The sequence below is a fragment of the Burkholderia sp. APQ4-4ca genome (assembly GCF_057837105.1).
Window position 1 is genome coordinate 1 of the sequence record NZ_JBYQCG010000102.1, and the last position, 25332, is coordinate 25332.

At 64.7% G+C, this 25332-nt stretch carries 21 protein-coding genes; 13 read left to right on the forward strand and 8 right to left on the reverse strand.

The genetic code is table 11. The annotated features are described in order from the left end of the window. A partial coding sequence (locus AC3IFE_RS12305) for a helix-turn-helix domain-containing protein (protein WP_489190705.1) occupies window positions 1-554 on the forward strand: 554 nt, incomplete at its 5' end. Between the two features lie 54 nt (window positions 555-608). Here the strand turns inward: AC3IFE_RS12305 and AC3IFE_RS12310 are convergent. The 3 genes from AC3IFE_RS12310 to AC3IFE_RS12320 form a co-directional block, all read right to left on the reverse strand. Further along, on the reverse strand, window positions 609-4592 hold the full coding sequence (locus tag AC3IFE_RS12310) for a PIN domain-containing protein (RefSeq protein ID WP_489190706.1): 3984 nt from the start codon (window positions 4590-4592) through the stop codon (window positions 609-611). 444 nt (window positions 4593-5036) lie between these two features. After that, a complete protein-coding gene (locus tag AC3IFE_RS12315) occupies window positions 5037-5594 on the reverse strand; it encodes a single-stranded DNA-binding protein (RefSeq protein ID WP_089468473.1) in 558 nt (185 codons plus the stop codon). Between the two features lie 100 nt (window positions 5595-5694). Continuing rightward, window positions 5695-6882: an MFS transporter gene (locus AC3IFE_RS12320; protein WP_089468474.1), complete on the reverse strand. Its 1188-nt coding sequence runs from the start codon at window positions 6880-6882 to the stop codon at window positions 5695-5697. Window positions 6883-7144: 262 nt separating this feature from the next. On the opposite strand from AC3IFE_RS12320, the gene uvrA reads away from it, so the two are divergent. Together uvrA and AC3IFE_RS12330 are read left to right on the forward strand one after the other, a co-directional pair. Then, window positions 7145-10030, forward strand: a complete 2886-nt coding sequence (gene uvrA / locus AC3IFE_RS12325; protein ID WP_489190707.1) for an excinuclease ABC subunit UvrA — start codon at window positions 7145-7147, stop codon at window positions 10028-10030. Between the two features lie 240 nt (window positions 10031-10270). Beyond that, entirely contained in the window at window positions 10271-11353 is a 1083-nt protein-coding gene (locus AC3IFE_RS12330) for an AI-2E family transporter (protein WP_179233441.1), read from the forward strand. Between the two features lie 97 nt (window positions 11354-11450). On the opposite strand, the gene purU is transcribed toward AC3IFE_RS12330, so the two are convergent. The 5 genes from purU to AC3IFE_RS12355 all read right to left on the reverse strand — a co-directional run bounded on the left by purU (window position 11451) and on the right by AC3IFE_RS12355 (window position 16621). After that, on the reverse strand, window positions 11451-12335 hold the full coding sequence (purU, locus tag AC3IFE_RS12335; protein ID WP_089468476.1) for a formyltetrahydrofolate deformylase: 885 nt from the start codon (window positions 12333-12335) through the stop codon (window positions 11451-11453). Window positions 12336-12408: 73 nt separating this feature from the next. Further along, complete coding sequence (locus tag AC3IFE_RS12340) at window positions 12409-13275, reverse strand: NUDIX hydrolase (protein ID WP_489190708.1); 867 nt, start codon at window positions 13273-13275, stop codon at window positions 12409-12411. 5 nt (window positions 13276-13280) lie between these two features. Next, the gene (locus AC3IFE_RS12345; RefSeq protein WP_069620289.1) at window positions 13281-13895 is read right to left on the reverse strand and encodes a LysE family translocator; all 615 of its coding nucleotides are present in this window, start codon (window positions 13893-13895) and stop codon (window positions 13281-13283) included. A gap of 75 nt (window positions 13896-13970) precedes the next feature. Further along, on the reverse strand, window positions 13971-14537 hold the full coding sequence (locus AC3IFE_RS12350; RefSeq protein ID WP_489190709.1) for an adenine phosphoribosyltransferase: 567 nt from the start codon (window positions 14535-14537) through the stop codon (window positions 13971-13973). A 77-nt stretch (window positions 14538-14614) separates the two neighbouring features. Beyond that, window positions 14615-16621, reverse strand: coding sequence for a monovalent cation:proton antiporter family protein (locus tag AC3IFE_RS12355; RefSeq protein ID WP_012329236.1), 2007 nt, complete (start codon window positions 16619-16621; stop codon window positions 14615-14617). A gap of 124 nt (window positions 16622-16745) precedes the next feature. On the opposite strand from AC3IFE_RS12355, the gene kdsD reads away from it, so the two are divergent. The 10 genes from kdsD to rapZ all read left to right on the forward strand — a co-directional run bounded on the left by kdsD (window position 16746) and on the right by rapZ (window position 25324). Further along, entirely contained in the window at window positions 16746-17729 is a 984-nt protein-coding gene (kdsD, locus tag AC3IFE_RS12360) for an arabinose 5-phosphate isomerase KdsD (RefSeq protein ID WP_089468480.1), read from the forward strand. Further along, window positions 17729-18265 carry a KdsC family phosphatase gene (locus AC3IFE_RS12365; RefSeq protein WP_050014885.1) on the forward strand — a complete coding sequence of 179 codons (537 nt, stop codon included), beginning with the start codon at window positions 17729-17731 and terminating at the stop codon, window positions 18263-18265. The genes kdsD and AC3IFE_RS12365 overlap by 1 nt, the downstream gene beginning before the upstream one ends. A 3-nt stretch (window positions 18266-18268) precedes the next feature. Further along, complete coding sequence (lptC, locus tag AC3IFE_RS12370) at window positions 18269-18883, forward strand: LPS export ABC transporter periplasmic protein LptC (protein WP_012329238.1); 615 nt, start codon at window positions 18269-18271, stop codon at window positions 18881-18883. Window positions 18884-18903: 20 nt separating this feature from the next. Next, window positions 18904-19569, forward strand: coding sequence for a lipopolysaccharide transport periplasmic protein LptA (lptA, locus tag AC3IFE_RS12375; RefSeq protein WP_050014883.1), 666 nt, complete (start codon window positions 18904-18906; stop codon window positions 19567-19569). Next, window positions 19566-20342 carry an LPS export ABC transporter ATP-binding protein gene (lptB, locus tag AC3IFE_RS12380; protein ID WP_089468481.1) on the forward strand — a complete coding sequence of 259 codons (777 nt, stop codon included), beginning with the start codon at window positions 19566-19568 and terminating at the stop codon, window positions 20340-20342. The genes lptA and lptB overlap by 4 nt, the downstream gene beginning before the upstream one ends. Before the next feature lie 172 nt (window positions 20343-20514). Further along, window positions 20515-22020, forward strand: a complete 1506-nt coding sequence (locus AC3IFE_RS12385) for an RNA polymerase factor sigma-54 (RefSeq protein WP_089468482.1) — start codon at window positions 20515-20517, stop codon at window positions 22018-22020. A gap of 159 nt (window positions 22021-22179) precedes the next feature. Further along, a complete protein-coding gene (gene hpf / locus AC3IFE_RS12390) occupies window positions 22180-22539 on the forward strand; it encodes a ribosome hibernation-promoting factor, HPF/YfiA family (RefSeq protein WP_006477786.1) in 360 nt (119 codons plus the stop codon). Between the two features lie 194 nt (window positions 22540-22733). After that, window positions 22734-23246, forward strand: coding sequence for a PTS sugar transporter subunit IIA (locus AC3IFE_RS12395; RefSeq protein ID WP_027806888.1), 513 nt, complete (start codon window positions 22734-22736; stop codon window positions 23244-23246). A 126-nt stretch (window positions 23247-23372) separates the two neighbouring features. Then, on the forward strand, window positions 23373-24341 hold the full coding sequence (gene hprK / locus AC3IFE_RS12400) for an HPr(Ser) kinase/phosphatase (RefSeq protein ID WP_006483133.1): 969 nt from the start codon (window positions 23373-23375) through the stop codon (window positions 24339-24341). Window positions 24342-24415: 74 nt separating this feature from the next. Continuing rightward, entirely contained in the window at window positions 24416-25324 is a 909-nt protein-coding gene (gene rapZ / locus AC3IFE_RS12405) for an RNase adapter RapZ (protein ID WP_089468483.1), read from the forward strand. The last annotated feature ends 8 nt before the right edge of the window (window positions 25325-25332 follow it).

Genomic DNA, 25332 nt, shown 5'->3' on the forward strand with positions numbered 1-25332 from the left:
TGATTCACCCGCGTACGCGCGGGCACGCCACAGTATCCGTGCGTCACGCGGCTTCATCATCAATCGCTCCCTGCACCAGGAATGCGCAACATCTCCGTGTCCGTGTTGAACATTCGAATGTTCTGCTGCCTGCCATGGGCAAGGTAGCGCTGAACGCGCTCTCGCAAGACGAACTCGCTGCGAGGGCGTCGCTGGCTCGCCCAAACCTCGCGAGCGTCGAACAAGGACGGCGGGCAAACCTCCGACTCTCCACGCTTTCGCGGTTAGCCGAAGTGTTAGGTGTCGACGTTGTCGATTTCTTTTGCGACAGGTCGGTAGATGAACAGCAGCCGGTCGGCGAAGACGCCACGGCCCGAGTGATAGCAAACGTGAAACGGCTGCGCAGTGAGGCAGGGCTGAGTCAAGAAGCACTCTCGGTGAAAGCGCATCGATTTCGCACCTACGTCGGCCGATTGGAAAACGAAGCGGCCAGCCCAATGGTGGTCGATTTGCAGGACCTCGCTGACGCGCTTGGCAGCCAGATACCCGTACCGAGCCCCAGCAAACGCGGATAGGCCGAGGGGCCGCAAACGCCCCGAATTCGGCATCCAGCCGACGAACGGCCGCTGTTACTCCAAGACGATTGGGCGACGGAGGCAATATAGCGAACGCAAACTATGCTGGCTCGGTGCGCCTTTCCCCTCTGCTGCTTCTTTCGCGCGAGACAGCGACACTGCGATGAACTCCGACAGCTCCTCTGCTTTCTTGCGAAGTGCGGCGGTAAGCGTCGGGTGCCATGGGGTAGCTTCGTAAACCTGGTCTACTGTGTGCCGTAGCGCTCTACGCATCCTGTCGTCGGTGGAACGGGCCACTGAGCGAAATTCCGGATGTCGGTAAATTGCTGAGGCGAGACGTTCGACAACGTGTGCCAATGCACCGAACTGAAAGTCTAGTACGTGAAGTGAACTGAAAACGCCGCAAACTACGTTGACAGCCGCATCGAATAACGTGTTCTGACTTGCAATCACTTCGGCCCAGGCGTCGAGGACAACGCTCGAATAGCCTGCCTGTGACAGCATCCATAGGAAGTCATATGGCGCGATGGAGATGTAGGTTCGGTTCGCGAGAAGCGACAGCATCAGATACTGGCGGTGCTCTGCAAGCGAGCGCGGCCCAGTCTGAGCCGCGTGCGCAATAACGGCCAGCGGTGCCACGGACGACACCTTGAACCCACTCAAAGCCAATGCGCGCAATCGCGCATCGATGGATACGAGCGCCGCATTTTTTTCGAGGCAAAGCGCGATAGCATCGTACGATTCCGCGTCCAGAACCTCTTTAAACTCTAAGAAATTGCTAGGCACTTCGGCGGGGCCGTACGCGGGCGCAACTTCACAGTAGCGCTGGACCGACTCGACAATTGCCGTCAGCATGGCCACTCTTTGCTGCCGGTCTTCGGGAGTGTACCGAACTACCGCAAGCTTCCCGTCTACTTCCGCGGCTCGGCCTATCGAGCGTTCATTTTTTGCCTCCTCCAAGGCTATAAGCAGCAAATCATAGGCGCGTTGCGACACAATCGGATGTGGCAAAAAGCCGAGAACCGACAGAGCCTTAAATAGGCCCAATTCGACCAGCGTGATGCAATCCAGCACGCACGACGAACTCGACCCGAGTGGATTTGACCGCTCAAGCCCACCAGTGACGCGTCCCTCGGCAACGACCAAAGGCGGCTGGCTCGCCCCCCAGGACAATATAAGGTCCACTGGCGAACGTCCAAGCAACTGCGCACAAAGGCCTACGGTAACGCGACCCTGCCTGTAGCCATCGATGACTAGGTCCGTCCCTCCCGACTGTCGTTTCAACTGTGCGTGAATCCGAGACATATCTATGCCGCCGTCGTCGTTCTTTACAGACATAGTCAGGTAGCCCGGAATGGGTTCTACAGTCCTTTCGGTTAGCTCGTGCGCGTAACCGAGCAGATGCCTAGAGGCGGGCATCAATGAAGCAACGCGATAGGTGATCTCTTCTCCCATCTGATGCCGAATGGTCACCGTCTCGCCAACCCTCTTGCCGATAAAGTTCGCAGCAAAAGCAGAGTCATGAGGGAAGTAATTCTGTGCCTGCGGAAGAGTACCGACGTCTGCAGGGTCAATTACAAGGGTGAACGGCGACCCATCTTCTCGCATCAGTGTGGCCGCAACACCCGCAGAAACGGCTGTAGGTGTCGCGCCCCATGGAATGTCATCGGCAGTGAGCAGGGCGGTGATGAAACCCGCTGCAACGTTCGCGTTGTCGAGGTTACATCTAAACAATCGATACAACCGACGCATACCGAGGTCACGGTCACCGTATTGAATTTCCGCCAACGCCACCCTGCGGATAATCTTGGGCTCACCGCTTAGCTCCAGCGGGGCCTCGCCAAACGCACTCTGGATTTCTGCCGGCCGCAAGGTCTGGAGAGCGACGCGATACCAAAACTCCCAGGCGCGAGCATCGGTAGGACAACGGTCCCTTTGTCGCAAGGCCAGTGGCTTTAACCGGTGCCAATCATTCGCCTGCTGCGCGGCCAGGACTGCCATGCCGACGAAGGCGTCGTCCTCGAACCAATCTGGGGGAGCACTATCCACGATGGACCGAGCCTTCGCGCGGTAACCGCCTCTTGCGTATGCCTCCAGTAGGCGTGTTTGCAACCCACGACTGAGATTGACATTCGGAACCGATGTCAGCAGCGATATCGCCGCCTTGCAGTCCCCAAGCAGAGTAAGCGTATCGGCTGCCTGAATCTTCACAGGCTGGGCCGAGGTCGTCGTAACTAAAGCGGCAAGCTTCTCTCCTAAAATCGCAGCCTTCTCCGGCCGTCCAATCGCCAGATAAATTCGGACAGCAGCGTTGAGTAGAATGGGCGCGGTCTCTGCCTCGAAATCATGCTTATCAAGCAATTCAGCGACTGACGAACTGTCGCCGCTGTTTCGAAGTGCAATCCACATTAATGCCTGAGCGGTTTTCGCCGCGTCGACATCAGAGACCACAGCTGGGGATTCCGTGATATCCCGTACCAACTCGGGCATTCCGAGAATGGCGGCCGACTCGCCGACCATCATCTGCGCCGAGATATGCATCTCTTTCAGGTGAGGCGCCCCAACCTCTACAACGTTCTGGAGGTCGTCCAGTTCGTGATATGCGTATACGCGCGGAGCCACAAGCTTCAACGAAGACTCACCAAATACCTCCGCTTCCTCACAAATCTTCAAGCAAGCCGACGCGTCCCCGAGCAGTAGTCTTCCAACCGCAAGGTTCGCGGCTGCGTCCGAAACTAGTGCGCCGATTTCCTTGCGCCAGAGTTTTTCATCGCGTGGTTCAAAACATTCACATACGGCGCGCAATGTACACTCGACCTCTGGCGGCAATAGTCCCATTGAGGCCAGAAACGGGTCCTTACTGGCAAAGTCTGTGGCAATAAATAGGACGTTGCTCCACGTGTAGAAGCCCGCACCATCCGCACGTAGAGCTCGGTCAGCATAAGCGAGGGACAACGCTCGGTCCCCCGCGTCGTGAAAGCTGATTGCCATCATTTGCAACGCATCGGCGTTGCCTTGGAATCTGACGGGCACATCGGCTTCAGCAAGAAACTGCTTCAGTGCGATTTTTGTATTGGCCCAAGCAAGCCATACGTGGGCTGAATCCGGAAAACGCGAGCGCGCTTGCTCTGCGATGTCAAACGCGACGTCGAGATGGTCAGAAAGCAAGAGACCACGAATCTTTCCAGAGGCAATCCGGTCGTCGTCCGGGTATATCTCATACGCGGCGTCAAATTTCTGTGCAGCGCTAACGACATCTCCCGCGTGCCAATCCACAATACCGGAGAGCAAATACCATTTCGCTCTCTGCCGCTCATTCAATGAGGAATATTCATCAAAGATTACCGATAGCAACGCACTTGCGCCGCTGTAGCTCATTTCCTTAATGAGCTCGGCCACCTTGTCCAACTGTCTCGATACTGTACTGTTTTCGTTTGTTACAAGCGACGAGACAAGCGCCGGCCCACCCACTTGCGACATGAACGAATCGAGCTTCGATGATACTGCACTTATGAGCTCATTGGTCTCGACCACCCTCGATTGAGTCTCCTCCGACGACCTTCTCATATCATCAAAGACACCGCCTGGGGAGTTAGGGCTGTATTTCTTTTGAAGAACGGCGTGACGCTTTATGTGGTTACAAATATCGTCCCAAAACTCAATGCTTACCTTGAACTTTCCAGACTCCGCCCGCACGTCAGTCAAATCCTGAGCATACTTGACGAGCTTCGAATCACTTGCGGTCGTCGTCGCTACAATTAACTCGCCAATGCTCCAGCCAGCCGTGTCGGCCGCAGCCACTTCATCATTTATAACTTTTTCAGTGACCTTCGTTTCGTAGTAACGCTTGCACTGAATTCCTTTACGTTTACCAATGCGAGGCTCAACAAAAATGTCGACACCGCCCTGACTTTGTCCCGTTCGACCGTTGCGCTTCGGGGTGGGGTCTTCAAAGATTACTGAGTAGATGTCGGCGCAATAATCTTCGAAGTCCTCTGCATGCTTGGGCTTGGAGATTTCTAAAGTGAATGTGCGCATGTAGATGCTTCTTCGCTCTTCCGAAACCAAAGGATAAATGTCATCGAATCCGGCGTTCGCACATCGATGTATAAATTATCGTCGGCTCGAACATTGTGCACGAAAACAGCCAACGGAAAACGCGTTGGCCGATGCCGCGAAGGTACTCGGTCTGACTCATCGGCCATCATTCGACGTATGGGCAGCTTCGCGACAGAACGATGCAGTTCCAACCAAGAGGAAGATGCATCTGCTTTATCTGCAAACTGAGGTCTACAGCTCCGCGAATTTTTTCCTTTCCGCTCAAACCGTTAGGCGACTCAAGGTGCAGCCCATCTTCCTGTTTCACAGCACCATGCCATGGCACAAAAAAGGGCGTCACGAGAGGACGCCCTAAAGTCACCTTTTTCCGATACCCATCAGGAGTTAGAGTGAGAATCTTCCTTCCTCTTGTGGGTATGCTCATCAGAACGGAATATCGTCGTCCATCTCGTCGAATCCGCCGCCTGCCGGCGCGCTCGGACGGCTCTGGCCGCCGCCACCCGCACCGCCACGCGCTGCGCCGCCGGCACGGCCACCGCCGCCACCGCCGCGCTCCGCCTGCTCGCCGCGACCGCCACCACCGCCACCACCGTAGCCGCCGCCATAACCGCCTTCGTCACCGCCGCCACCGCCGCCGCCCGAACCGCCGCGGCCGCCGAGCATCTGCATCTGTTCGGCGACGATCTCGGTCGAGTAACGATCCTGGCCGTCCTGGCCCTGCCACTTGCGCGTGCGAATGCGGCCTTCGATATAGACCGACGAACCCTTCTTCAGGTATTCGCTGACGATTTCCGCCAGACGGCCGAAGAACGCGACGCGATGCCACTCGGTCATTTCCTTGAAATCGCCGCTTGCCTTGTCCTTGTAGCGGTCGGTCGTCGCGAGACGGATGTTCGCAACCGCGTCGCCGCTCGGCAGGTAACGGACTTCAGGATCGGCGCCGAGGTTGCCGACGAGGATGACCTTGTTGACGGATGCCATGTGTTTCTCCAGTAAATTCGATGCCGGGCCGCCCGCGCGTATCGCCGGAACGGACCGCCGGGCAGGCCGGCGCGCTGCCGATGCCTGCCCGAAACAAGATTCAGGCCTTGCGCGGCGGCGCTTTCATGCTGGCCGCGATTATAAGCCACGCGGCAACGAGCCCCGAGCACGTATAAAACACCGTGTTCGCGCCGCCGTGCTTCAGCAGCCAGCCGCCCACGATGCCGCCGAGCGCGAGCCCGATCGACTGCGTGGTGTTGTAGACGCCCGTGGCCGCGCCCTTGCGCGAACCCGGCGCGAGCTTCGACACGAGCGACGGCTGCGACGCTTCCAGGATGTTGAACCCGAGGAAGTACACGAAGAGAATCGCCGCCACGATCACAATGGTATGCGGTGCGCTGCCGAGCAACAATTGACCGATCAGGATAGCCAGAATGCCGCCGAGCAGCACCGGCTTCATCTTGCCCCGTTTTTCCGCGACGATGATCGCCGGCACCATCATGATGAACGCGAGCCCCATCACCGGCAGGTAGACCTTCCAGTGCGCGGCGACCGGCAGCCCGCCGTCCACCAGCAGGCGCGGCACGACCAGGAACAGCGCCGTCTGCGTCGCATGCAGCACCAGCACGCCGAAGTTCAGGCGCAGCAGCTCGACGTTGTGCAGCACCTCGGCGAACGGCGCGCGCACGTGCACGGGCTTCGCCGCGTCGGGCACGACCCACAGCACGACGCCGATCGCGAGGATCGACAGCACGCCGACGATCGCGAACAGCCCGCTCATCCCGACCCAGTGGAACACGATCGGCGCGCCGACGATCGCGACCGCGAACGACACCCCGATCGAGCCGCCGACCATCGCCATCGCCTTCGTGCGGTTCTGCTCGGAGGTCAGGTCGGCGATGAACGCGAGCACCGCCGACGACACGGCGCCCATCCCCTGGATCACGCGGCCGACGATGATCCACGTGATGTCGTGCGCGAACGCGGCGACGAAGCTGCCGAGCGCGAAGATCACGAGGCCGGTGACGATCACCGGCTTGCGGCCGAACTTGTCGGACGCCCAGCCGTAGAAGATATAGAACAGCGACTGCGTGACGCCGTAGGCCCCAAGCGCGAGCCCGACGAGCAGCACGTTGTCGCCGCCCGGGATGGTTTTCGCGTAGACCGAGAATACCGGCATGATCATGAACAGGCCGAGCATGCGCAGCGCGAAGATCGCCGCGAGCGACGTGGTCGCGCGCAGTTCGGGCGCAGTCATGCGGGAAGACGTGGCGGACGGATTGGACATCGGGAATGAATTTCGAATGATCGGAATGTCCGCCCGGCGGCGGGCGGCGGAAGATCAGGACCGGCGACCTGGCGGCCTTTCGGACGACACGTCGGGGCCGGATGCGGGCGGCCTGCGGGCCGCGCGGAACATGCGGCGCGACCGCTTTTCCCGGCGCAGGTGTCGCCTTGCTGTCACCTGCTGTAAAGGCCAGGGGCCGTAAACGACGGTCTCGAAAAGCCGTTATAGTAGCAGGTTTGGTTCCCTCCATTTCGCCAGGTTCATGGAACAGATCCGTATCCGTGGGGCACGCACCCACAACCTGAAAAACGTCAATCTCGACCTGCCGCGCCACAAGCTGGTCGTGATTACCGGGTTGTCCGGGTCGGGCAAGTCGTCGCTCGCGTTCGACACCCTTTATGCCGAGGGCCAGCGCCGCTACGTGGAAAGCCTGTCCGCGTACGCCCGCCAGTTCCTGCAGCTGATGGAGAAGCCCGACGTCGACCTGATCGAGGGGCTGTCGCCGGCGATCTCGATCGAGCAGAAGGCGACGTCCCACAACCCGCGTTCGACCGTCGGCACGGTCACGGAAATCCACGACTACCTGCGACTTTTGTACGCACGCGTCGGCACGCCGTACTGCCCCGACCACGACATCCCGCTCGAGGCGCAGAGCGTGTCGCAGATGGTCGACGCGGCGCTCGCGCTGCCCGAGGAAACCAAGCTGATGATCCTCGCGCCCGTCGTCGCGAACCGCAAGGGCGAGCACGCCGAGCTGTTCGAGGAGATGCAGGCGCAGGGCTTCGTGCGCTTTCGCGTGCGCTCGGGCGGCGGCGCCGCGAACGAAGGCGTCGCGAAGATCTACGAGGTCGAGTCGCTGCCGAAGCTGAAGAAGAACGACAAGCACACGATCGACGTCGTCGTCGATCGCCTGAAGGTGCGCCCGGACATGAAGCAGCGGCTCGCCGAATCGTTCGAGACGGCGCTGCGCCTTGCCGACGGCCGCGCGATCGCGCTGGAAATGGATACCGATCGCGAGCACCTGTTCAGCTCGAAGTTCGCGTGCCCGATCTGCTCGTATTCGCTGCAGGAGCTCGAGCCGCGTCTGTTCTCGTTCAACAACCCGATGGGCGCGTGCCCGGAATGCGACGGCCTCGGCCAGATCACGTTCTTCGACCCGAAGCGGGTCGTCGCGCACCCGTCGCTGTCGCTGGCCGCCGGCGCGGTGAAGGGCTGGGACCGCCGCAACCAGTTCTACTTCCAGATGCTGCAGAGCCTCGCGGCGTTCTATGAATTCGACATCGACGCCGCGTTCGAGGATCTGCCCGAAAAGATCCGCAAGGTGCTGCTGTTCGGCTCGGGCAAGCAGACGATCCCGTTCTCGTACATCAACGAGCGCGGCCGCACGACGATCCGCGAGCACGTGTTCGAAGGGATCATCCCGAACCTCGAACGCCGCTACCGCGAGACCGATTCGGTCGCGGTGCGCGAAGAGCTGTCGAAGTACCAGAACAACCAGCCGTGCCCGTCGTGCGACGGCACGCGCCTGCGCCGCGAGGCGCGCCACGTGCGGATCGGCACCGGCGACCACGCGCGCGGCATCTATGAAATCAGCGGCTGGCCGCTGCGCGACGCGCTCGGCTATTTCGACGGGCTGACGCTCGACGGCGCGAAGCGCGAGATCGCCGACAAGGTGATCAAGGAAATCGTCGCGCGCCTGACGTTCCTGAACAACGTCGGCCTCGACTACCTGTCGCTCGAGCGCAGCGCCGAGACCTTGTCGGGCGGCGAGGCGCAGCGCATCCGGCTCGCGTCGCAGATCGGCTCGGGGCTCACGGGCGTGATGTACGTGCTCGACGAGCCGTCGATCGGCCTGCACCAGCGCGACAACGACCGCCTGATCGCGACGCTCAAGCACCTGCGCGACCTCGGCAACTCGGTGATCGTCGTCGAGCACGACGAGGACATGATCCGCACGGCCGACTACGTCGTCGACATGGGCCCGGGCGCGGGCGAGCACGGCGGCGTCGTGGTGGCCGAAGGCACGCCGAAGCAGGTTCAGTCGAATCCGCAGTCGCTGACCGGCCAGTATCTCGTCGGCAAGCGCGTGATCGAGTATCCGGACGAGCGCATATCGCCCGATCCGGAGCGGATGCTGCGCATCGTCGACGCGCACGGCAACAACCTGAAGCACGTCGATCTCGAACTGCCGGTCGGCCTCCTGACCTGCATCACCGGCGTGTCGGGCTCCGGCAAGTCGACGCTGATCAACGACACGCTGTATCACGCGGTCGCGCGCCACCTGTACGGCTCGGCCGCCGAGCCGGCGCCGCACGAGGCGATCGAGGGCCTCGAGCACTTCGACAAGGTGATCAACGTCGACCAGTCGCCGATCGGCCGCACGCCGCGCTCGAACCCGGCCACGTATACGGGCCTGTTCACGCCGATCCGCGAGCTGTTCTCGGGCGTGCCGACGTCGAAGGAGCGCGGCTACGATCCGGGTCGTTTCTCGTTCAACGTGAAGGGCGGCCGCTGCGAATCGTGCCAGGGCGACGGCGTGCTGAAGGTCGAGATGCACTTTTTGCCGGACGTGTACGTGCCGTGCGACGTGTGCCACGGCAAGCGCTACAACCGCGAAACGCTCGAAGTGCAGTACAAGGGCAAGAACATCAGCGAAGTGCTCGACATGACGGTCGAGCACGCGTATGCGTTCTTCAGCGCGGTGCCGGTCATCGCGCGCAAGCTGAAGACGCTGCTCGACGTCGGCCTCGGCTATATCCGCCTCGGCCAGTCGGCCACGACGCTGTCGGGCGGCGAGGCACAGCGCGTGAAGCTGTCGCTGGAGCTGTCCAAGCGCGACACCGGCCGCACGCTGTACATCCTCGACGAGCCGACCACCGGCCTGCACTTCCACGACATCGCGCTGCTGCTCGAAGTGATCCACCGGCTGCGCGACCAGGGCAACACGGTCGTGATCATCGAGCACAACCTCGACGTAATCAAGACGGCCGACTGGGTGATCGACCTCGGCCCCGAAGGCGGCGCCGGCGGCGGCCAGATCATCGCGCAGGGCACGCCCGAGCAGATCGCGAAGACGAAGGCGAGCTTCACCGGCAAGTACCTCGCGCCGCTGCTCAAGCGTCCGACCCGCAAAGTCGCGGCCAGCTGACGCCCGTTCGCCCTTCCCCGCGCGCGGCCGCCCGGCCGCGCGCCCGTCGAGGGCGATCGCGCCCCCTCGTTTTCCCTTCTGCGTTTACACCATGCGCCAAACGGCCCGTTTGCGGACCATAATGGCAGCTATACTTTACGGCCGTAAGGTTCGTCATCCGCACCAATCCGGTGCGGCGCCGGGCGACCCGCGCTCTGCCGCGTGCCGCGCGGCACGACCCAGGGACAACAGGAATCCACGATGGAGAAGCAACAAGAGTCGCGCGATACGCAGAACCGCGAGCCGCACCTGCGCAGCGTGCGGCTGACGAGCGACTTGAGCCTGCCGAAGCTGTCGGCGCTCGAGATCGGCAGCTATCTCCTTGCGCTCGTCATGATGTGGCTCGTCCTCGAGCTCAAGCTGCTCGGCGGGATGCTGGCCGGCCTGCTCGTCTATCAGCTGATCCACACGATCGCACCGGTGATCGAACGCCACACCACCAGCATGCGCGCGCGCTGGGTCGCGGTCGTACTGCTGTCGATCGCGATCGTCGGCGCGCTCACCGGCCTGACGCTCGCCATCATCGAACACTTCGAGCACACGGTGCCGAACCTGCAGAGCCTGCTCGGCCAACTGATGCAGATCGTCGAGCAGACCCGCGCACGCACGCCGTCCTGGATCGCCAATCTGCTGCCCGTCGACGTCGAACAGATGAAGACGAAGGCGGCCGTGCTGATGCACTCCCACATGGACCAGCTCCAGCAAAGCGGCAAGAGCGTCGCGCGCGGCTTCGGCCACGTGCTGTTCGGGATGATCATCGGCGCGATGATCGCGATCGGCGTCGAGCAGGGCAAGGCGCGCCGGCCGCTGTCGACCGCGCTCGTCACGCGCGTGTCGCGCTTCGCCGACGCGTTTCGCCGCATCGTGTTCGCGCAGATCAAGATCTCGGCGATCAACGCAGCCTTCACCGGCATCTACCTGCTCGTCGCGCTGCCGATCTTCCATCAGCGGCTGCCGCTGTCGAAAACGCTCGTGCTCGTCACGTTCATCGTCGGCCTGCTGCCCGTGATCGGCAACCTGATCTCGAACACGCTGATCGTCGCGGTGTCGCTGTCGGTCAGCATGGGCACCGCGATCGCGTCGCTCGCGTTCCTCGTGGTCATCCACAAGCTCGAATACTTCCTGAACGCGAAGATCATCGGCGGCCAGATCGAGTCGCGCGCGTGGGAGCTGCTGCTCGCGATGCTGATCATGGAAGCCGCGTTCGGGCTGCCGGGCGTGATCGCCGCGCCGATCTTTTATGCGTACCTGAAACGCGAGCTGTACCTGCTGCGGCTGATCTGAAGCCGCCCGCTCGCCAACGGCCATAAAAAAACGCCGCGCCCGTGAATGAAGGGCGCGGCGTTTTCGTTTGCAGAGCCAGCCTGTCGCGGCCGACGGATCAGCGGAACACGACCGTCTTCGTCCCGTTCAGCACGATCCGGTGCTCGACGTGCCACTTCACCGCCCGCGCGAGCGTCACGCATTCGACGTCGCGGCCGATCGCGGTCAACTGGTCGGGCGTCATGCTGTGGTCGACGCGCTCGACTTCCTGCTCGATGATCGGGCCTTCGTCGAGATCGGTCGTCACGTAGTGCGCGGTCGCGCCGATCAGCTTCACGCCGCGGTCGAACGCCTGGTAGTAAGGCTTCGCGCCCTTGAAGCTCGGCAGGAACGAATGGTGGATGTTGATCGCACGCCCGGCGAGCTGCGCGCACATGTTCGGCGACAGGATCTGCATGTAGCGCGCGAGCACGACGAGATCGGCCTGATGCTCGTCGATCACTTCCAGCACGCGCGCTTCCTGCGCGGCCTTCGCGGCATCGGATGAGCCGCCGATCAGCGGGAAGTGATGGAACGGGATGTTGTAGCTCGCGGCGAGCTGGTAGAACTCCTTGTGGTTCGACACGATCGCCGGAATCTCGATCGGCAGTTGGCCGGTGCGATAGCGGAACAGCAGGTCGTTCAGGCAGTGGCCGATCTTCGACACCATGATCACGACGCGCGGCTTGACGGCCGCATCGTGCAGCTCCCAGCGCATCGAGAACTGTTCGGCGAGCGGCGCGAATTCCTTGCGAAGCGTGTCGAGCGCCGACGCGGCATCCACGCCGCCGCCGTCCTGCTCGAAGTGCACGCGCATGAAGAACTCGCTGGTGCGGCTGTCGCCGAACTGCGCGGAATCGAGGATGTTGTTGCTGCGCTCGAACAGGAAGCCCGAGACCGCATGGACGATGCCGTGCCGGTCGGGGCACGACAGTTTCAAGATAAAGCTGTGATCGGTCGGCATGACCGCTACTCCCATTGTTTCCGTATTCGTCAAATTGGCCGTTCGCGGCGCGCGGCGCACGTCGCTGTGCACGTCACGCGGCCGGCACGAACAGCGCGTCGATGCCGGCCGCGTCGGCCGCCGCAATCCAGCGGTGGCGCAGCAGCGTGTCGAGCGTCGCGAGGCTCGCATCCATCGTCGCACGGCCTTCGCGCAGCCACCCGATCACCTCGGGCACGCCGGCCAGCAGGTGCTCGGCCACTTCGCCGTCCTGGTTGCGCGGCGCGAAGTCGTGCGGCAGCGGCAGGTCGTACACGAAGATCAGTTCCGACTGCGTGCCTTCCGGCAGCGCGTTCAGCACCTGCACCGTGCGGCCCGCGATCGCGCGCGCCGACAGGTCGGCCGGAATGCCGGCTTCTTCCCAGCACTCCTTCGCGAGCGTCTCGTGAACGCCCAGCCCCCAGCCGATACCGCCGGCGACGACGTTGTCGAGCATGCCGGGGTCGGTGGCCTTGGTCGCGCTGCGGCGGCCGAGCCACATCTTCGGCGTCGCCGCGGCGGCCGGCTCGCCCGGCGCAACCGCATATTCTACGATGCCGTTCACGTGCACCGCATAGGTCTGCGTGCCGAAGAAGCGCGACGCCGCGCGCTCGATGTAGGCGAGCGGCGGATCGTCGAAGCGGTTGCGGATCGCGTAGATCTCGTCGCGCCAGCCGGGAATCGCGCCTTCGGCCGCGAGCGCGCCGATCGCGCTGGCCAGCGCCATGCTGCGCGCGTCGACCGAATCGTAGCGCGCCGACAGCACGACCCGATCGGCGGTCAGTTCGAACACGTCGGGCCAGCGCGCGAGCTTCGCGACGTCCTGGCGGCGCACCCAGCCGACCGCCTGGCCGGCGATCTCGAAACGCAGGTGCGCAGCCGGATCGAAGCGGCGCGCGGCCGCGATGCACGGAAACGTCATCGCGCTCAGTCCTTCAGCGCGACGCGGATGCCGATCGCGATGAACGTCGCGCCGGCGATCCGGTCGAGCCACACGCCGGCTTTCGGGCGGCGCTTCAGCCACGCGCCGATCATGCCCGCGCCGACGCCGAACAGCGAGAAGACCGCGGCCGTCTGCAACATGAACAGCGCGCCGAGCTCGAACATCTGCAGCGTCACGCCCTGCGCGCCGTGCGGATCGACGAACTGCGGCAGGAACACGACGAAGAACAGCGTGACCTTCGGGTTCATCAGGTTGCCGATCACGCTCTGCCGGAAAATCGTGGCGAGCGGCTGCGGCGGGCGCGCATGCGCGTTCGCGAGCCCCTGGCTGCGCAGCGCCTTGATGCCGATCCACACGAGGTACGCGGCGCCCGCGAGCTTCAGGATCTGGAACGCGACCGGCGACGAGCGCAGCACGGCCGCGACGCCGAGCGCCGCGAGCGTCGTGTGGAACAGGATTCCGGCGGTGAAGCCGAGCGCGGCGACGAAGCCGGCCGCGCGGCCCTGCGAGATGCCGCGTGCGAGGACCTGCAGGTTGTCGGGACCCGGCGCGAACGTGATCGCGATCGACGTGGCGAGAAACAGCATGAAGTTGGGCATCGTGACCTCGCTGCGGAATGTGACCCAAGCGTGAATCAAGGCAAGCCGCGACGGCCGGCCCCGACGGGCCGGCGTTCAATGGCCGGCGAATTCGGTAACGGTATAGACGGGCAGTCCGGCGTTGCGCAGCAGCGTCGAGCCGCCGAGATCGGGCAGGTCGATGATCGCCGCGCCTTCGACGACCTCCGCGCCGAGCCGCTGCAGCAGGTTGCGTCCCGCCATCATCGTGCCGCCGGTCGCGATCAGGTCGTCTATGATGATCACGCGATCGCCCGGCTTGCACGCGTCTTCGTGAATCTCGACCGTCGCGCTGCCGTATTCGAGATCGTACGATTCCGAACGGGTCTTGTACGGCAGCTTGCCGACCTTGCGGATCGGCACGAAGCCGACGCTCAGCTCGTAAGCGACGATCGGCGCGATGATGAAGCCGCGCGCGTCGAGGCCCGCGACGTAATCGAGCTTCGCGTCGACATAGCGTTCGACGAACAGGTCGACGAGGATGCGCAGCGCCTTCGGGCTCTGCAGCAGCGTCGTGATGTCGCGGAACTGCACGCCCGGCTGCGGCCAGTCGGGCACCGTGCGGATCTGGCTGTGGATGAAGGCGACCGGATCGAGCGGTGCGCCCGGCGACGAATGCGGCATGAAACTCTCCGAAAAAAACGGTGCGCGAAGATCGGGCACCGTTTCTGATCAATACGGGTCGGGTCGTGAATCGCGGCTCACGCTGCCGCGGCTGGCGGGTCGCGCCGATGGCGCGACAACCGCTCCTCCGCGAGCGCGAGCGCCTCGGGCAGCCCGCGCAGCACCACGATGTCGCTCGCGCGCAGCTTGGTCTGCGGATCGGGTTCGACGCCGCGGATGCCGTGCCGGCGGATCGCCGTGACTTCCAGCCCGAGCGCGTACAGCCCGAGTTCTTCCAGCGAACGCCCGACCGCGTCCGCGCGCGCATCGACCGGCACCGATTGTAGCCGCACCTGCTCGTGATCGTCGTCGTCCGCATCGTCCGCGCCGCGGAAATAGCCGCGCAGCAGGCTGTAGCGCTCGTCGCGCATCTCCTCGACGCGCCGCACGACCTTGCGCATCGGCACGCCGACCAGCACCAGCGTGTGCGACGCGAGCATCAGGCTGCCCTCGACGATCTCCGGAATCACCTCGGTCGCGCCGGCCGCGAGCAGCTTCTCGAGATCGGCGTCGTCGACGGTGCGCACGATCGCGGGCAGCGTCGGCTCCAGCTCGTGCACGTGATGCAGCACGCGCAGCGCCGACGGCGTGTTCGCATAGGTGATCGCGACGGCCGCCGCCCGGTGGATACCGGCCGCGAGCAGCGATTCGCGGCGCGCGGCGTCGCCGAACACGACCGATTCGCCGGCCGTCGCGGCCGCGCTCACACGATCGGGGTCGAGGTCGAGCGCGACGTACGAAATGCCTTCCTGCTCGAGCATGCGCGCCAGGTTCTGGCCCGCGCGGCCGTAGCCGCAGATGATCACGTGGCCGCGCTGCTTGAGGCTTTGCGTCGCGATCCGCGTCATCTGCAGCGACTGCTGCATCCATTCGGTCGACGACAGCCGCATCACGATGCGGTCCGCGTTCTGGATCAGGAACGGCGCGGCGAGCATCGACAGCAGCATCGACGCGAGAATCGCCTGCAGCAGCGTCGAATCGACGAGGTGCCGGTCGAGGATCAGGTTCAGCAGCACGAAGCCGAATTCGCCGGCCTGCGCGAGGCCGATGCCCGTGCGCATCGCGACGCCCGGCGTCGCGCCGAACAGCCGCGCGAGCCCGGCGATCATCGTCGCCTTGAACAGGATCTGCCCGACGAAGAAGCCGAGCACGATCAACGGATGCTCCCAGATCACGCGCGGATCGAGCAGCATCCCGGTCGTCACGAAGAACAGGCCGAGCAGCACGTCGCGGAACGGCTTGATGTCCTCCTCCACCTGATGGCGGAACGGCGTCTCGGAAATGAGCATCCCCGCGATGAACGCGCCGAGCGCGAGCGACAGGCCGAAGCGGTCGGTGATGAACGCGGCGCCGAGCGTGACGAGCAGCAGGTTCAGCACGAACAGCTCCTGCGAGCGGCGCCGCGCGACCACGTTGAGCCAGCGCGTCATGAAGCGCTGGCCGATGACGAGCAGCAGCGCGAGCGCGATCACGATCTTGACGGCCGCGAAGCCGAGCGTGAGCGCGAGGTCCTTCGACGATTCGGCGCCAAACGCGGCGATCACGATCAGCAGCGGCACGACCGCGAGATCCTGGAACAGCAGCACGCCGAAGATGTTGCGGCCATGCTCGGTCTCGATCTCGAGCCGCTCGGCGAGCATCTTCGACACGATCGCCGTCGACGACATCGCGAGCGCGCCGCCGAGCGCGATGCTGCCCTGCCACGTGATGTGCACCCAGTGCTCGAACAGCGCGCCGAGCACGAGCGCGAGCACGAGGGTCGCGACGACCTGCAGCAGGCCGAGCCCGAACACGAGCCGCTGCATCGACCTCAGCTTCGCCAGGGAGAATTCGAGGCCGATCGAAAACATCAGGAACACCACGCCGAATTCCGCGAGGTGCTCGGCCCGTTCGAGATCCGCCGCGACGCCGAATGCGTGCGGGCCGACCAGGATGCCAACGGTCAGGTAGCCGAGCATCGGCGGCAGGTTCAACGAGCGGAATACGACGACGCCCACCACCGAGGCCAGCAGCAGCAGCAGGGTCATTTCGAGCGGGGAAATCACAGGCGAAGCGTCCTCGTTCGTCGGGGCCACGGCAAGGCGGGCGCGGGTGGTGGCGGTGGACAGGCGGCATCGGACGAGTCCGAAGCGCGGCGCGGCGAACAAACGCCTTTGCTATACTCCGCGCATGATAGCGAAAATCAATGATGATCGGGCGCTCGCGCTCGCCCGCGACGTGCTCGACATCGAGGCGGACGCCGTGCGCGCGCTGCGCGACCAGCTCGACGGCGGCTTCGTCGAGGCCGTGTCGCTGCTGCTCGGCTGCCGCGGCCGCGTCGTGGTTTCCGGGATCGGCAAATCGGGGCATATCGCCCGCAAGATCGCGGCCACGCTGGCCAGCACCGGTACGCCGGCCTTCTTCGTCCACCCTGCCGAGGCCAGCCACGGCGACCTCGGGATGGTCACCTCCGACGACGTCTTCATCGGCATCTCCTATTCCGGCGAATCGGAAGAACTCGTCGCGATCCTGCCGCTCGTGAAGCGGATCGGCGCGAAGCTGATCGCGATCACGGGCCGCGCGGAGTCGAGCCTCGGCACGCTCGCCGACGTGCACCTGAACGCCGCGGTGTCGAAGGAAGCGTGTCCGCTGAACCTCGCGCCCACCGCGAGCACGACCGCCGCGCTCGCGCTCGGCGACGCGCTCGCCGTCGCCGTGCTCGACGCGCGCGGCTTCGGCTCGGACGATTTCGCGCGCTCGCATCCGGGCGGCGCGCTCGGCCGCCGCCTGCTCACCTACGTGCGCGACGTGATGCGCTCGGGCGACGACGTCCCGTCCGTCGGGCTCGATGCCACGCTGTCGGACGCGCTGTTCCAGATCACCGCGAAGCGCCTCGGCATGACGGCCGTGGTCGACGCCGGCGGCAAGGTCGCCGGCATCTTCACGGACGGCGACCTGCGCCGCGTGCTCGCCCGCGACGGCGACTTCCGCACGCTGCCGATCACCGAAGTCATGACGCGCAACCCGCGCACGATCGCGCCGGATCACCTGGCCGTCGAGGCCGTGGAACTGATGGAGCGCCACCGGATCAACCAGATGCTGGTCGTCGATGCCGACGGCGCGCTGATCGGCGCGCTGAACATGCACGACCTGTTTTCGAAGAAGGTGATCTGATGAGCGCAGCGCTGACTGCGGCCGAACGCGCGAGCCGCGTGAAGCTGATGATTTTCGACGTCGACGGCGTGCTGACCGACGGCGGCCTGCTGTTTACCGCGGCCGGCGACGCGATGAAGTCGTTCAATTCGCTCGACGGCCACGGCGTGAAGCTGCTGGGCGAAGCCGGCATCGCGACCGCGATCATCACGGGCCGCCGCTCGGAGATCGTCGCGGCGCGCGCGAAGGAGATGAAGATCGCGCACCTGTTCCAGGGCGTCGAGAACAAGCTCGCCGTGTTCGCCGACCTGATCGCATCGCTCGGCCTGACGGCCGACGCATGCGGCTACATGGGCGACGACTGGCCCGACCTGCCGGTGCTGCTGCGCTGCGGCTTCGCCACGGCTCCCGCGAACGCGCACCCCGAGGTGATCGCCCGCGCGCACTGGGTCGCCGAGGCCCGCGGCGGCCACGGCGCCGTGCGCGAGGTCTGCGATGCGATCCTGCGCGCGCAGCGCCGCTACGACGCGCTGCTCGCCGCCGCCTGCGGAGCCTGACCGATGAGTACGCATTTCCGTTGGACCCAGATGCTGCCGCTCGCCGCGGTCGCCGCGCTCGCGGGCGTCACCTGGTGGCTGCTGCAGGCCACGCTGCCGCCGCCCGGCGAGGGCGTCGCGCAGCCGAAGCGCCACACGCCCGATTATTTCGCGGACAACTTCTCGGTCACCGAACTCGACCAGACCGGCACGACCCAGTACCGGCTGACGGCCGCGAAGCTGGTCCATTACGAAGACACCGAAGGCAGCGACCTGACCGATCCGGCCATGCGCGCGTTCCAGCCCGGCAAGCCGGTCGTGACGACCACCGCGAAGCGCGGCACCGTCAACGGCGACGTGTCGATCGTCGATTTGTACGACGACGCGCGCATCCTGCGCGCGGCCGGCGGCGGCGATCCGCAGATGCAGGCCGATTCCCAGCATTTCCGGATCTTCGTCAATGACGATGTGATCCAGACCGAAAAGCCGGTTAAACTTCAGCGCGGCCTGTCGCTCGTCAACGCGACCGACGGCATGAAGTACAACAACGTCACCCGGGTCATCGAGCTTTACGGCAACGTGCGCGGCACGATTGCCGCCGCGGACACGTCCGGCGGCTCGAAAGGTCAACCCAAGTGACGCATCCCTCACGTGACTGCATGAACGAACCGTTCCCTCGACTGATTTCCGGCGGCGCTGCGCGCGCCGTCCGCGCCGCGCTCGCCGCGACGCTCGTGGCGCTCCCGCTCGTCGGGCTGGCGCCGCTCGCCCATGCCGAGAAGGCCGACCAGAACAAGCCGATCAACGTCGAGGCCGACAACCTGACCTACGACGATCTGAAGCAGGTCACGGTCGCGACCGGCAACGTCGTGATCACGAAGGGCACGATCATCATCAAGGGCGATCGCGTCGAAGTGCGCCAGGACCCGGAAGGCTATCAGTATGCGACGTCGTTCGGCAGCGGCAAGAAGCACGCGACGTTCCGCCAGAAGCGCGAAGGCCTCGACGAATACATCGACGGCGACGCCGAACGCATCGACTACGACGGCAAGCAGGACCTGACCACGCTGACCACCGCCGCGACCGTGCGCCGCCTGCAGGGCACGTCGACGGTCGCCGACACCGTGCACGGCAGCGTGATCACGTACGACGGCCAGCGCGACTTCTACACCGCGAAAGGCGGCAAGGACGTCGCGGCGCCGGGCAACCCGAACGGCCGCGTGCGCGCGATGCTGTCGCCGAAGAACGGCGGCCCCGCGCCGCTGAACGGCGCGCCGGCCAAGCTGTCGCCGTCGACCACGATCCAGGGAGCACCGGGCCAATGAACGCGCTCCCGAACCGCCAGCCGGCCGGCACGACGAGCTCGCTCGTCGTCCGCAACCTGAAGAAGCGCTACGGCTCGCGCACGGTCGTCAAGGACGTGTCGCTCGACGTGAAGAGCGGCGAAGTCGTCGGCCTGCTCGGCCCGAACGGCGCCGGCAAGACCACGTCGTTCTACATGATCGTCGGCCTCGTGCCGACGGACGCGGGCGAAATCTCGCTGAACGGCAGCTCGATCGGCCTGCTGCCGATCCACAAGCGCGCGTCGCTCGGCCTGTCGTACCTGCCGCAGGAAGCGTCCGTGTTCCGCAAGCTGACCGTCGAGCAAAACATCCGCGCGGTGCTCGAGCTGCAGTACGGCGAAGACGGCAAGCGGCTGTCGAAGGACGCGATCTCGTCGCGCACCGAAGCGCTGCTCGACGAGTTGCAGATCGGCCACCTGCGCGAGAACCCCGCGCTGTCGCTGTCGGGCGGCGAACGACGCCGCGTCGAAATCGCGCGCGCCCTCGCGACCAACCCGAGCTTCATCCTGCTCGACGAACCGTTCGCCGGCGTCGACCCGATCGCGGTGCTCGAGATCCAGAAGATCGTCAAGTTCCTGAAACAGCGCAACATCGGCGTGCTGATCACGGACCACAACGTCCGCGAAACGCTCGGCATCTGCGACCACGCGTACATCATCAGCGACGGGTCGGTGCTGGCCGCCGGCGCGCCGAGCGAAATCATCGAAAACGAAAGCGTGCGCCGCGTGTACCTCGGCGAACACTTCCGCATGTAACGTCCTCCTCGTGGCTGGCTGCACCCCGCCCGGCATCGCCGCGGGGGGGGGGGCCCCGCTTTGCATCCACGCCCGCGGCCCTGCCCGCGGCCGGGCGGCGCGCCGCGCGTAATCGCGGATGGCTCAATGCGCCTGGGTCGTGGCAAACTGCCGGTATGACTCCCTCCTTGCCATGAAAGCCAGCCTTCAACTCCGCCTGTCGCAACATCTTGCGCTGACGCCCCAGCTGCAGCAATCGATCCGGCTCCTGCAGTTGTCGACGCTCGAATTGCAGCAGGAAGTCGCGATGGCCGTCGCGCAGAACCCGCTGCTCGAGAACGACGACGAATGGATCGCGAGCCCGCTGCGCGTCGCGGCCGACGGATCGCTGATCGCGCAGACGCCGCCCGCCTCGAACACCGAACCCGCCGCGGCCAACGGCAGCAGTACGTCCAGCGATCGCGCGGAGCGCGACGAGCCGGCCGGCGCCGACGAATACGACGGTTACGGCTCCGCCGACGGCAACGACGGCCCGCAGTGGAACCTCGACGAATACGGCCGCTCGAGCGGCGCGTCCGACGACGACGACCTGCCGCCGCTGCAGGTGCAGGAAGCCGCGACGTCGCTGCGCGACCACCTGTCCGCGCAGTTGCGCGTCACGCAGGCCGGCCCGCGCGATCGCGCGCTCGTGATGTTCCTGATCGAATCGCTCGACGACGACGGTTACCTGACCGCCACGCTCGACGAAGTGCTCGCCGACCTGCCGCCCGAACTGGAAATCGACTGCGACGAACTGAACGCGGCGCTCGCGCTGCTGCACAGCTTCGACCCGGCCGGCGTCGGCGCGCGCTCGGCCTCCGAATGCCTGAAGCTGCAGCTGCTGCGCCTCGATCCGTCCCCCACGCGCACGCTCGCGCTCGAGATCGTGTCGCAGCATCTCGAACTGCTCGCCGCACGCGACTTCACACGGTTGCGCAAGCACCTGAAGGCGAGCGACGACGCGCTGCGCGACGCGCATGCGCTGATCCGCTCGCTGGAGCCGTTCCCCGGCGCCGCATACGGCAAGGCCGAGGCCGACTACGTCGTGCCCGACATCATCGTGAAGAAGGCCGGCCAGGGATGGCTCGCGGAGCTCAATCCGGAGGTCGTGCCGCGCCTGCGGATCAACAACCTGTACGCGAACATCCTGCGCAACAGCCGCGGCGATCCGTCGGCCGGATCGCTGAAGCAGCAGCTCCAGGAAGCACGCTGGTTGATCAAGAACATCCAGCAGCGTTTCGAGACGATCCTGCGTGTCGCGCAGGCTATTGTCGAGCGTCAGAAGAATTTCTTTGCGCACGGTGAAATTGCCATGCGCCCCTTGGTTTTGCGGGAAATAGCTGATACGCTGGGCCTACACGAGTCGACTGTCAGCCGTGTGACAACCGGGAAGTACATGCTGACCCCGTTCGGGACGCTGGAATTTAAGTACTTCTTCGGATCTCACGTCTCGACCGACACCGGTGGCGCCGCCTCGTCGACCGCCATCCGAGCCCTCATCAAGCAACTGATAGGAGCTGAAGACCCAAAATCGCCACTTTCGGACAGCCGCATTGCCGAGCTGCTGGCAGAACAGGGTTTCGTGGTCGCGCGCCGCACGGTTGCGAAATATCGCGAAGCCCTCAAGATCCCGGCAGTGAATCTGCGCAAGTCTCTTTAAGCCTGCTGCCTGCCCGGCGGCAGGCGTGTCCCGACCACCGCGCACACGGGGAACAGGCCGGGCGACCTGTCCGCGATACGCCGCCTTTCCGCGGCATGGGCAAGTCGACCGGAGCGCCGCCTCGATGCGGCCGGGTGGTCACTCGCTTGGAGAAGCACTATGAACCTGAAGATCAGTGGACATCATCTCGAAGTCACGCCTGCCATTCGCGAATACGTGATCACCAAGCTGGACCGGGTGCTACGGCATAGCGATCAGGTGATCGATGGCACTGTGATCCTCTCGGTCGACAACCACAAGGAAAAGGACAAGCAGCAGCGCGCGGAAATCAACCTGCACCTGAAGGGCAAGGACATCTTCGTCGAAAGCGCGAACGGCAACCTGTATGCCGCGATCGATCTGTTGATCGACAAGCTGGATCGCCAGGTCGTCAAGCACATGGAGCGCCTGCAAACGCACGCGCACGACCCGATCAAGCTGCAGCCGTCGATCGACCAGATCGAACTGCCGCCGCAATAACCGTCACCGCAACACGCACGCCGCCCGGTTCGCCGGGCGTTTTTTTTGCCACGCCGAGCGCAGGTGCCACCGGTCCGTCCGTGCTGCGCCACGCACGCGGCTGTGCTCTATAATGTTCCGGTTATCGCCGGGGGGTGTTGGATGCGGTAGCGGCGTTGCAGGTTGCCATGCCACATGCCTTGATATCGCCGAACATGGAAAATCAGTCCGCCGCCGCAAGGAGACCCCAGGCCGCCCAATCGCCTGCCAACATGAATCGCCTAGCCAAAATCCTGCCCATAGAGAACGTCGTCATCGACCTCTCGGTCACCAGCAAGAAACGCGTCTTCGAACAAGCCGGGCTGATGTTCGAGAATCAGAACGGCATCGGCCGCAGCACCGTCACGGACAACCTGTTCGCGCGCGAGCGCCTCGGTTCGACCGGGCTCGGCGAAGGTGTCGCGATTCCGCACGGCCGCATCAAGGGCCTCAAGCATCCGCTCGCCGCGTTCGTCCGCCTCGCCGATGCGATCCCGTTCGAAGCGCCCGACGGTCAGCCTGTCGGTCTCCTGATCTTCCTGCTCGTCCCCGAGCAAGCCACCCAGCAGCACCTCGAGATCCTGTCGGAAATCGCGCAACTGCTGTCCGACCGCGACGCACGCGAGCGTCTGCACAACGAAACGGATATCGCCGAGTTGCATCGCCTGCTCACTCAGTGGCAACCTTGAGTTGTTCCGGGCGGAATATTTCCCCGTACGAGGCGGCACGCGCCGCCCAGGGCCGCCCGGCGCCGGCCCGGCATGGCGACGTCCGTCGCCGCGCGCCCGCACCGGCCCATTGGAGTGACGAGAGTCATGGATACGTCCAGCATCAACGCCCAGAGCATCTTCGACGACAACGCAGCGACGCTGAAACTGAGCTGGCTGACGGGGCATGAAGGCTGGGAGCGCGGCTTTTCGGCCGACACGGTCGGCAACGCAACGTCGAGCGCCGACCTCGTCGGCCACCTGAACCTGATCCACCCGAACCGGATCCAGGTGCTCGGCGAAGCCGAAATCGACTACTACCAGCGCCAGACCGACGAAGACCGCTCGCGCCACATGGCCGAGCTGATCGCACTCGAACCTCCGTTTCTCGTCGTCGCCGGCGGCGCCGCGGCGCCGCCCGAACTGGTGCTGCGCTGCACGCGCTCGTCCACGCCGCTGTTCACGACGCCGATGTCGGCCGCCGCGGTGATCGACAGCCTGCGGCTCTACATGTCGCGCATCCTCGCGCCGCGCGCGACGCTGCACGGCGTGTTTCTCGACATCCTCGGGATGGGCGTGCTGCTGACCGGCGATTCCGGCCTCGGCAAGAGCGAGCTCGGCCTCGAGCTGATCAGCCGCGGCCACGGCCTCGTCGCCGACGACGCGGTCGATTTCGTCCGTCTCGGCCCCGATTTCGTCGAAGGCCGCTGCCCGCCGCTGCTGCAGAACCTGCTCGAAGTGCGCGGCCTCGGCCTGCTCGACATCAAGACGATCTTCGGCGAAACCGCGGTGCGACGAAAAATGAAGCTGAAGCTGATCGTCCAGCTCGTGCGTCGCCCCGACGGCGAATTCCAGCGCCTGCCGCTCGAAAGCCAGACCGTCGACGTGCTCGGCTTGCCGATCAGCAAGGTCACGATCCAGGTCGCGGCCGGCCGCAACCTCGCGGTGCTCGTCGAGGCGGCCGTCCGGAACACGATCCTGCAGTTGCGCGGAATCGACACGTTGCGCGATTTCATGGATCGGCAACGACTCGCGATGCAGGATCCCGACAGTCAGTTCCCCGGCAAACTGGTGTAACCCGCACGCGCCGGCCGCGCAACGCCGACGCGTCGAGCCGGTGCTATGATGAAACGTCAGGATTCTCCGTTCCCATGCGCATCGTCCTCATCACCGGCATCTCCGGCTCAGGCAAGTCCGTCGCGCTGAACGCGCTCGAGGACGCAGGCTATTACTGCGTCGACAACCTGCCGCCGCACGTGCTTCCCGAACTCGCCCGCTACCTCGAGCAGGACGGCCAGCGCCGGCTCGCGGTTGCGATCGACGCGCGCTCGAGCGCATCGCTCGACGAAATGCCCGGCCTGATCCGCGAGCTGTCCCGCGAGCACGACGTGCGCGTGCTGTTCCTCAACGCGAGCACCCAGGCGCTGATCCAGCGCTTCTCCGAAACGCGCCGCCGCCATCCGTTGTCCGGCTCGCTGTCGCACGATGCGGACGTCGGCCTGCTGTCGTCGCTCGAGGAAGCGATCGAGCGCGAGCGCGAGCTTGTCGCGCCGCTCGCCGAATTCGGCCACCAGATCGATACCAGCACGCTGCGCGCGAACGCGCTGCGCACCTGGGTCAAGCGCTTCATCGAGCAAAAGAACAACGACCTGATGGTGATGTTCGAATCGTTCGGCTTCAAGCGCGGCGTGCCGCTCGACGCCGACCTGATGTTCGACGTGCGCGCGCTGCCGAATCCGTACTACGACCACGAGTTGCGCCCGCTCACCGGGCTCGACCAGCCGGTCATCGCCTTTCTCGACGCACTGCCGATCGTCCACCAGATGATCGACGACATCCATGCGTTCCTGATGAAATGGCTGCCGCACTTCCGCGACGACAACCGCAGCTACCTGACCGTCGCCATCGGCTGCACGGGCGGCCAGCATCGCTCGGTGTTCATCGCGGAAACGCTCGCCGCGCGCCTGGCGCGCGAGGCGAACGTGATCGTGCGGCATCGTGACGCGCCCGTGGATGTCGACGCGTCGTCGCGGCTCGTCTCCGAGGTCGACCGACCCTAGCGACACCC

Excerpts from the sequence above, each read along its gene's own strand:
- AC3IFE_RS12310 (WP_489190706.1), bottom strand. The coding sequence starts at position 4,592 with ATGCGCACATTCACTTTAGAAATCTCCAAGCCCAAGCATGCAGAGGAC.
- AC3IFE_RS12315 (WP_089468473.1), bottom strand. The coding sequence starts at position 5,594 with ATGGCATCCGTCAACAAGGTCATCCTCGTCGGCAACCTCGGCGCCGAT.
- AC3IFE_RS12320 (WP_089468474.1), bottom strand. The coding sequence starts at position 6,882 with ATGTCCAATCCGTCCGCCACGTCTTCCCGCATGACTGCGCCCGAACTG.
- uvrA (WP_489190707.1), top strand. The coding sequence starts at position 7,145 with ATGGAACAGATCCGTATCCGTGGGGCACGCACCCACAACCTGAAAAAC.
- AC3IFE_RS12330 (WP_179233441.1), top strand. The coding sequence starts at position 10,271 with ATGGAGAAGCAACAAGAGTCGCGCGATACGCAGAACCGCGAGCCGCAC.
- purU (WP_089468476.1), bottom strand. The coding sequence starts at position 12,335 with ATGCCGACCGATCACAGCTTTATCTTGAAACTGTCGTGCCCCGACCGG.
- AC3IFE_RS12340 (WP_489190708.1), bottom strand. The coding sequence starts at position 13,275 with ATGACGTTTCCGTGCATCGCGGCCGCGCGCCGCTTCGATCCGGCTGCG.
- AC3IFE_RS12345 (WP_069620289.1), bottom strand. The coding sequence starts at position 13,895 with ATGCCCAACTTCATGCTGTTTCTCGCCACGTCGATCGCGATCACGTTC.
- AC3IFE_RS12350 (WP_489190709.1), bottom strand. The coding sequence starts at position 14,537 with ATGCCGCATTCGTCGCCGGGCGCACCGCTCGATCCGGTCGCCTTCATC.
- kdsD (WP_089468480.1), top strand. The coding sequence starts at position 16,746 with ATGATAGCGAAAATCAATGATGATCGGGCGCTCGCGCTCGCCCGCGAC.
- AC3IFE_RS12365 (WP_050014885.1), top strand. The coding sequence starts at position 17,729 with ATGAGCGCAGCGCTGACTGCGGCCGAACGCGCGAGCCGCGTGAAGCTG.
- lptC (WP_012329238.1), top strand. The coding sequence starts at position 18,269 with ATGAGTACGCATTTCCGTTGGACCCAGATGCTGCCGCTCGCCGCGGTC.
- lptA (WP_050014883.1), top strand. The coding sequence starts at position 18,904 with ATGAACGAACCGTTCCCTCGACTGATTTCCGGCGGCGCTGCGCGCGCC.
- lptB (WP_089468481.1), top strand. The coding sequence starts at position 19,566 with ATGAACGCGCTCCCGAACCGCCAGCCGGCCGGCACGACGAGCTCGCTC.
- AC3IFE_RS12385 (WP_089468482.1), top strand. The coding sequence starts at position 20,515 with ATGAAAGCCAGCCTTCAACTCCGCCTGTCGCAACATCTTGCGCTGACG.
- hpf (WP_006477786.1), top strand. The coding sequence starts at position 22,180 with ATGAACCTGAAGATCAGTGGACATCATCTCGAAGTCACGCCTGCCATT.
- AC3IFE_RS12395 (WP_027806888.1), top strand. The coding sequence starts at position 22,734 with ATGGAAAATCAGTCCGCCGCCGCAAGGAGACCCCAGGCCGCCCAATCG.
- hprK (WP_006483133.1), top strand. The coding sequence starts at position 23,373 with ATGGATACGTCCAGCATCAACGCCCAGAGCATCTTCGACGACAACGCA.
- rapZ (WP_089468483.1), top strand. The coding sequence starts at position 24,416 with ATGCGCATCGTCCTCATCACCGGCATCTCCGGCTCAGGCAAGTCCGTC.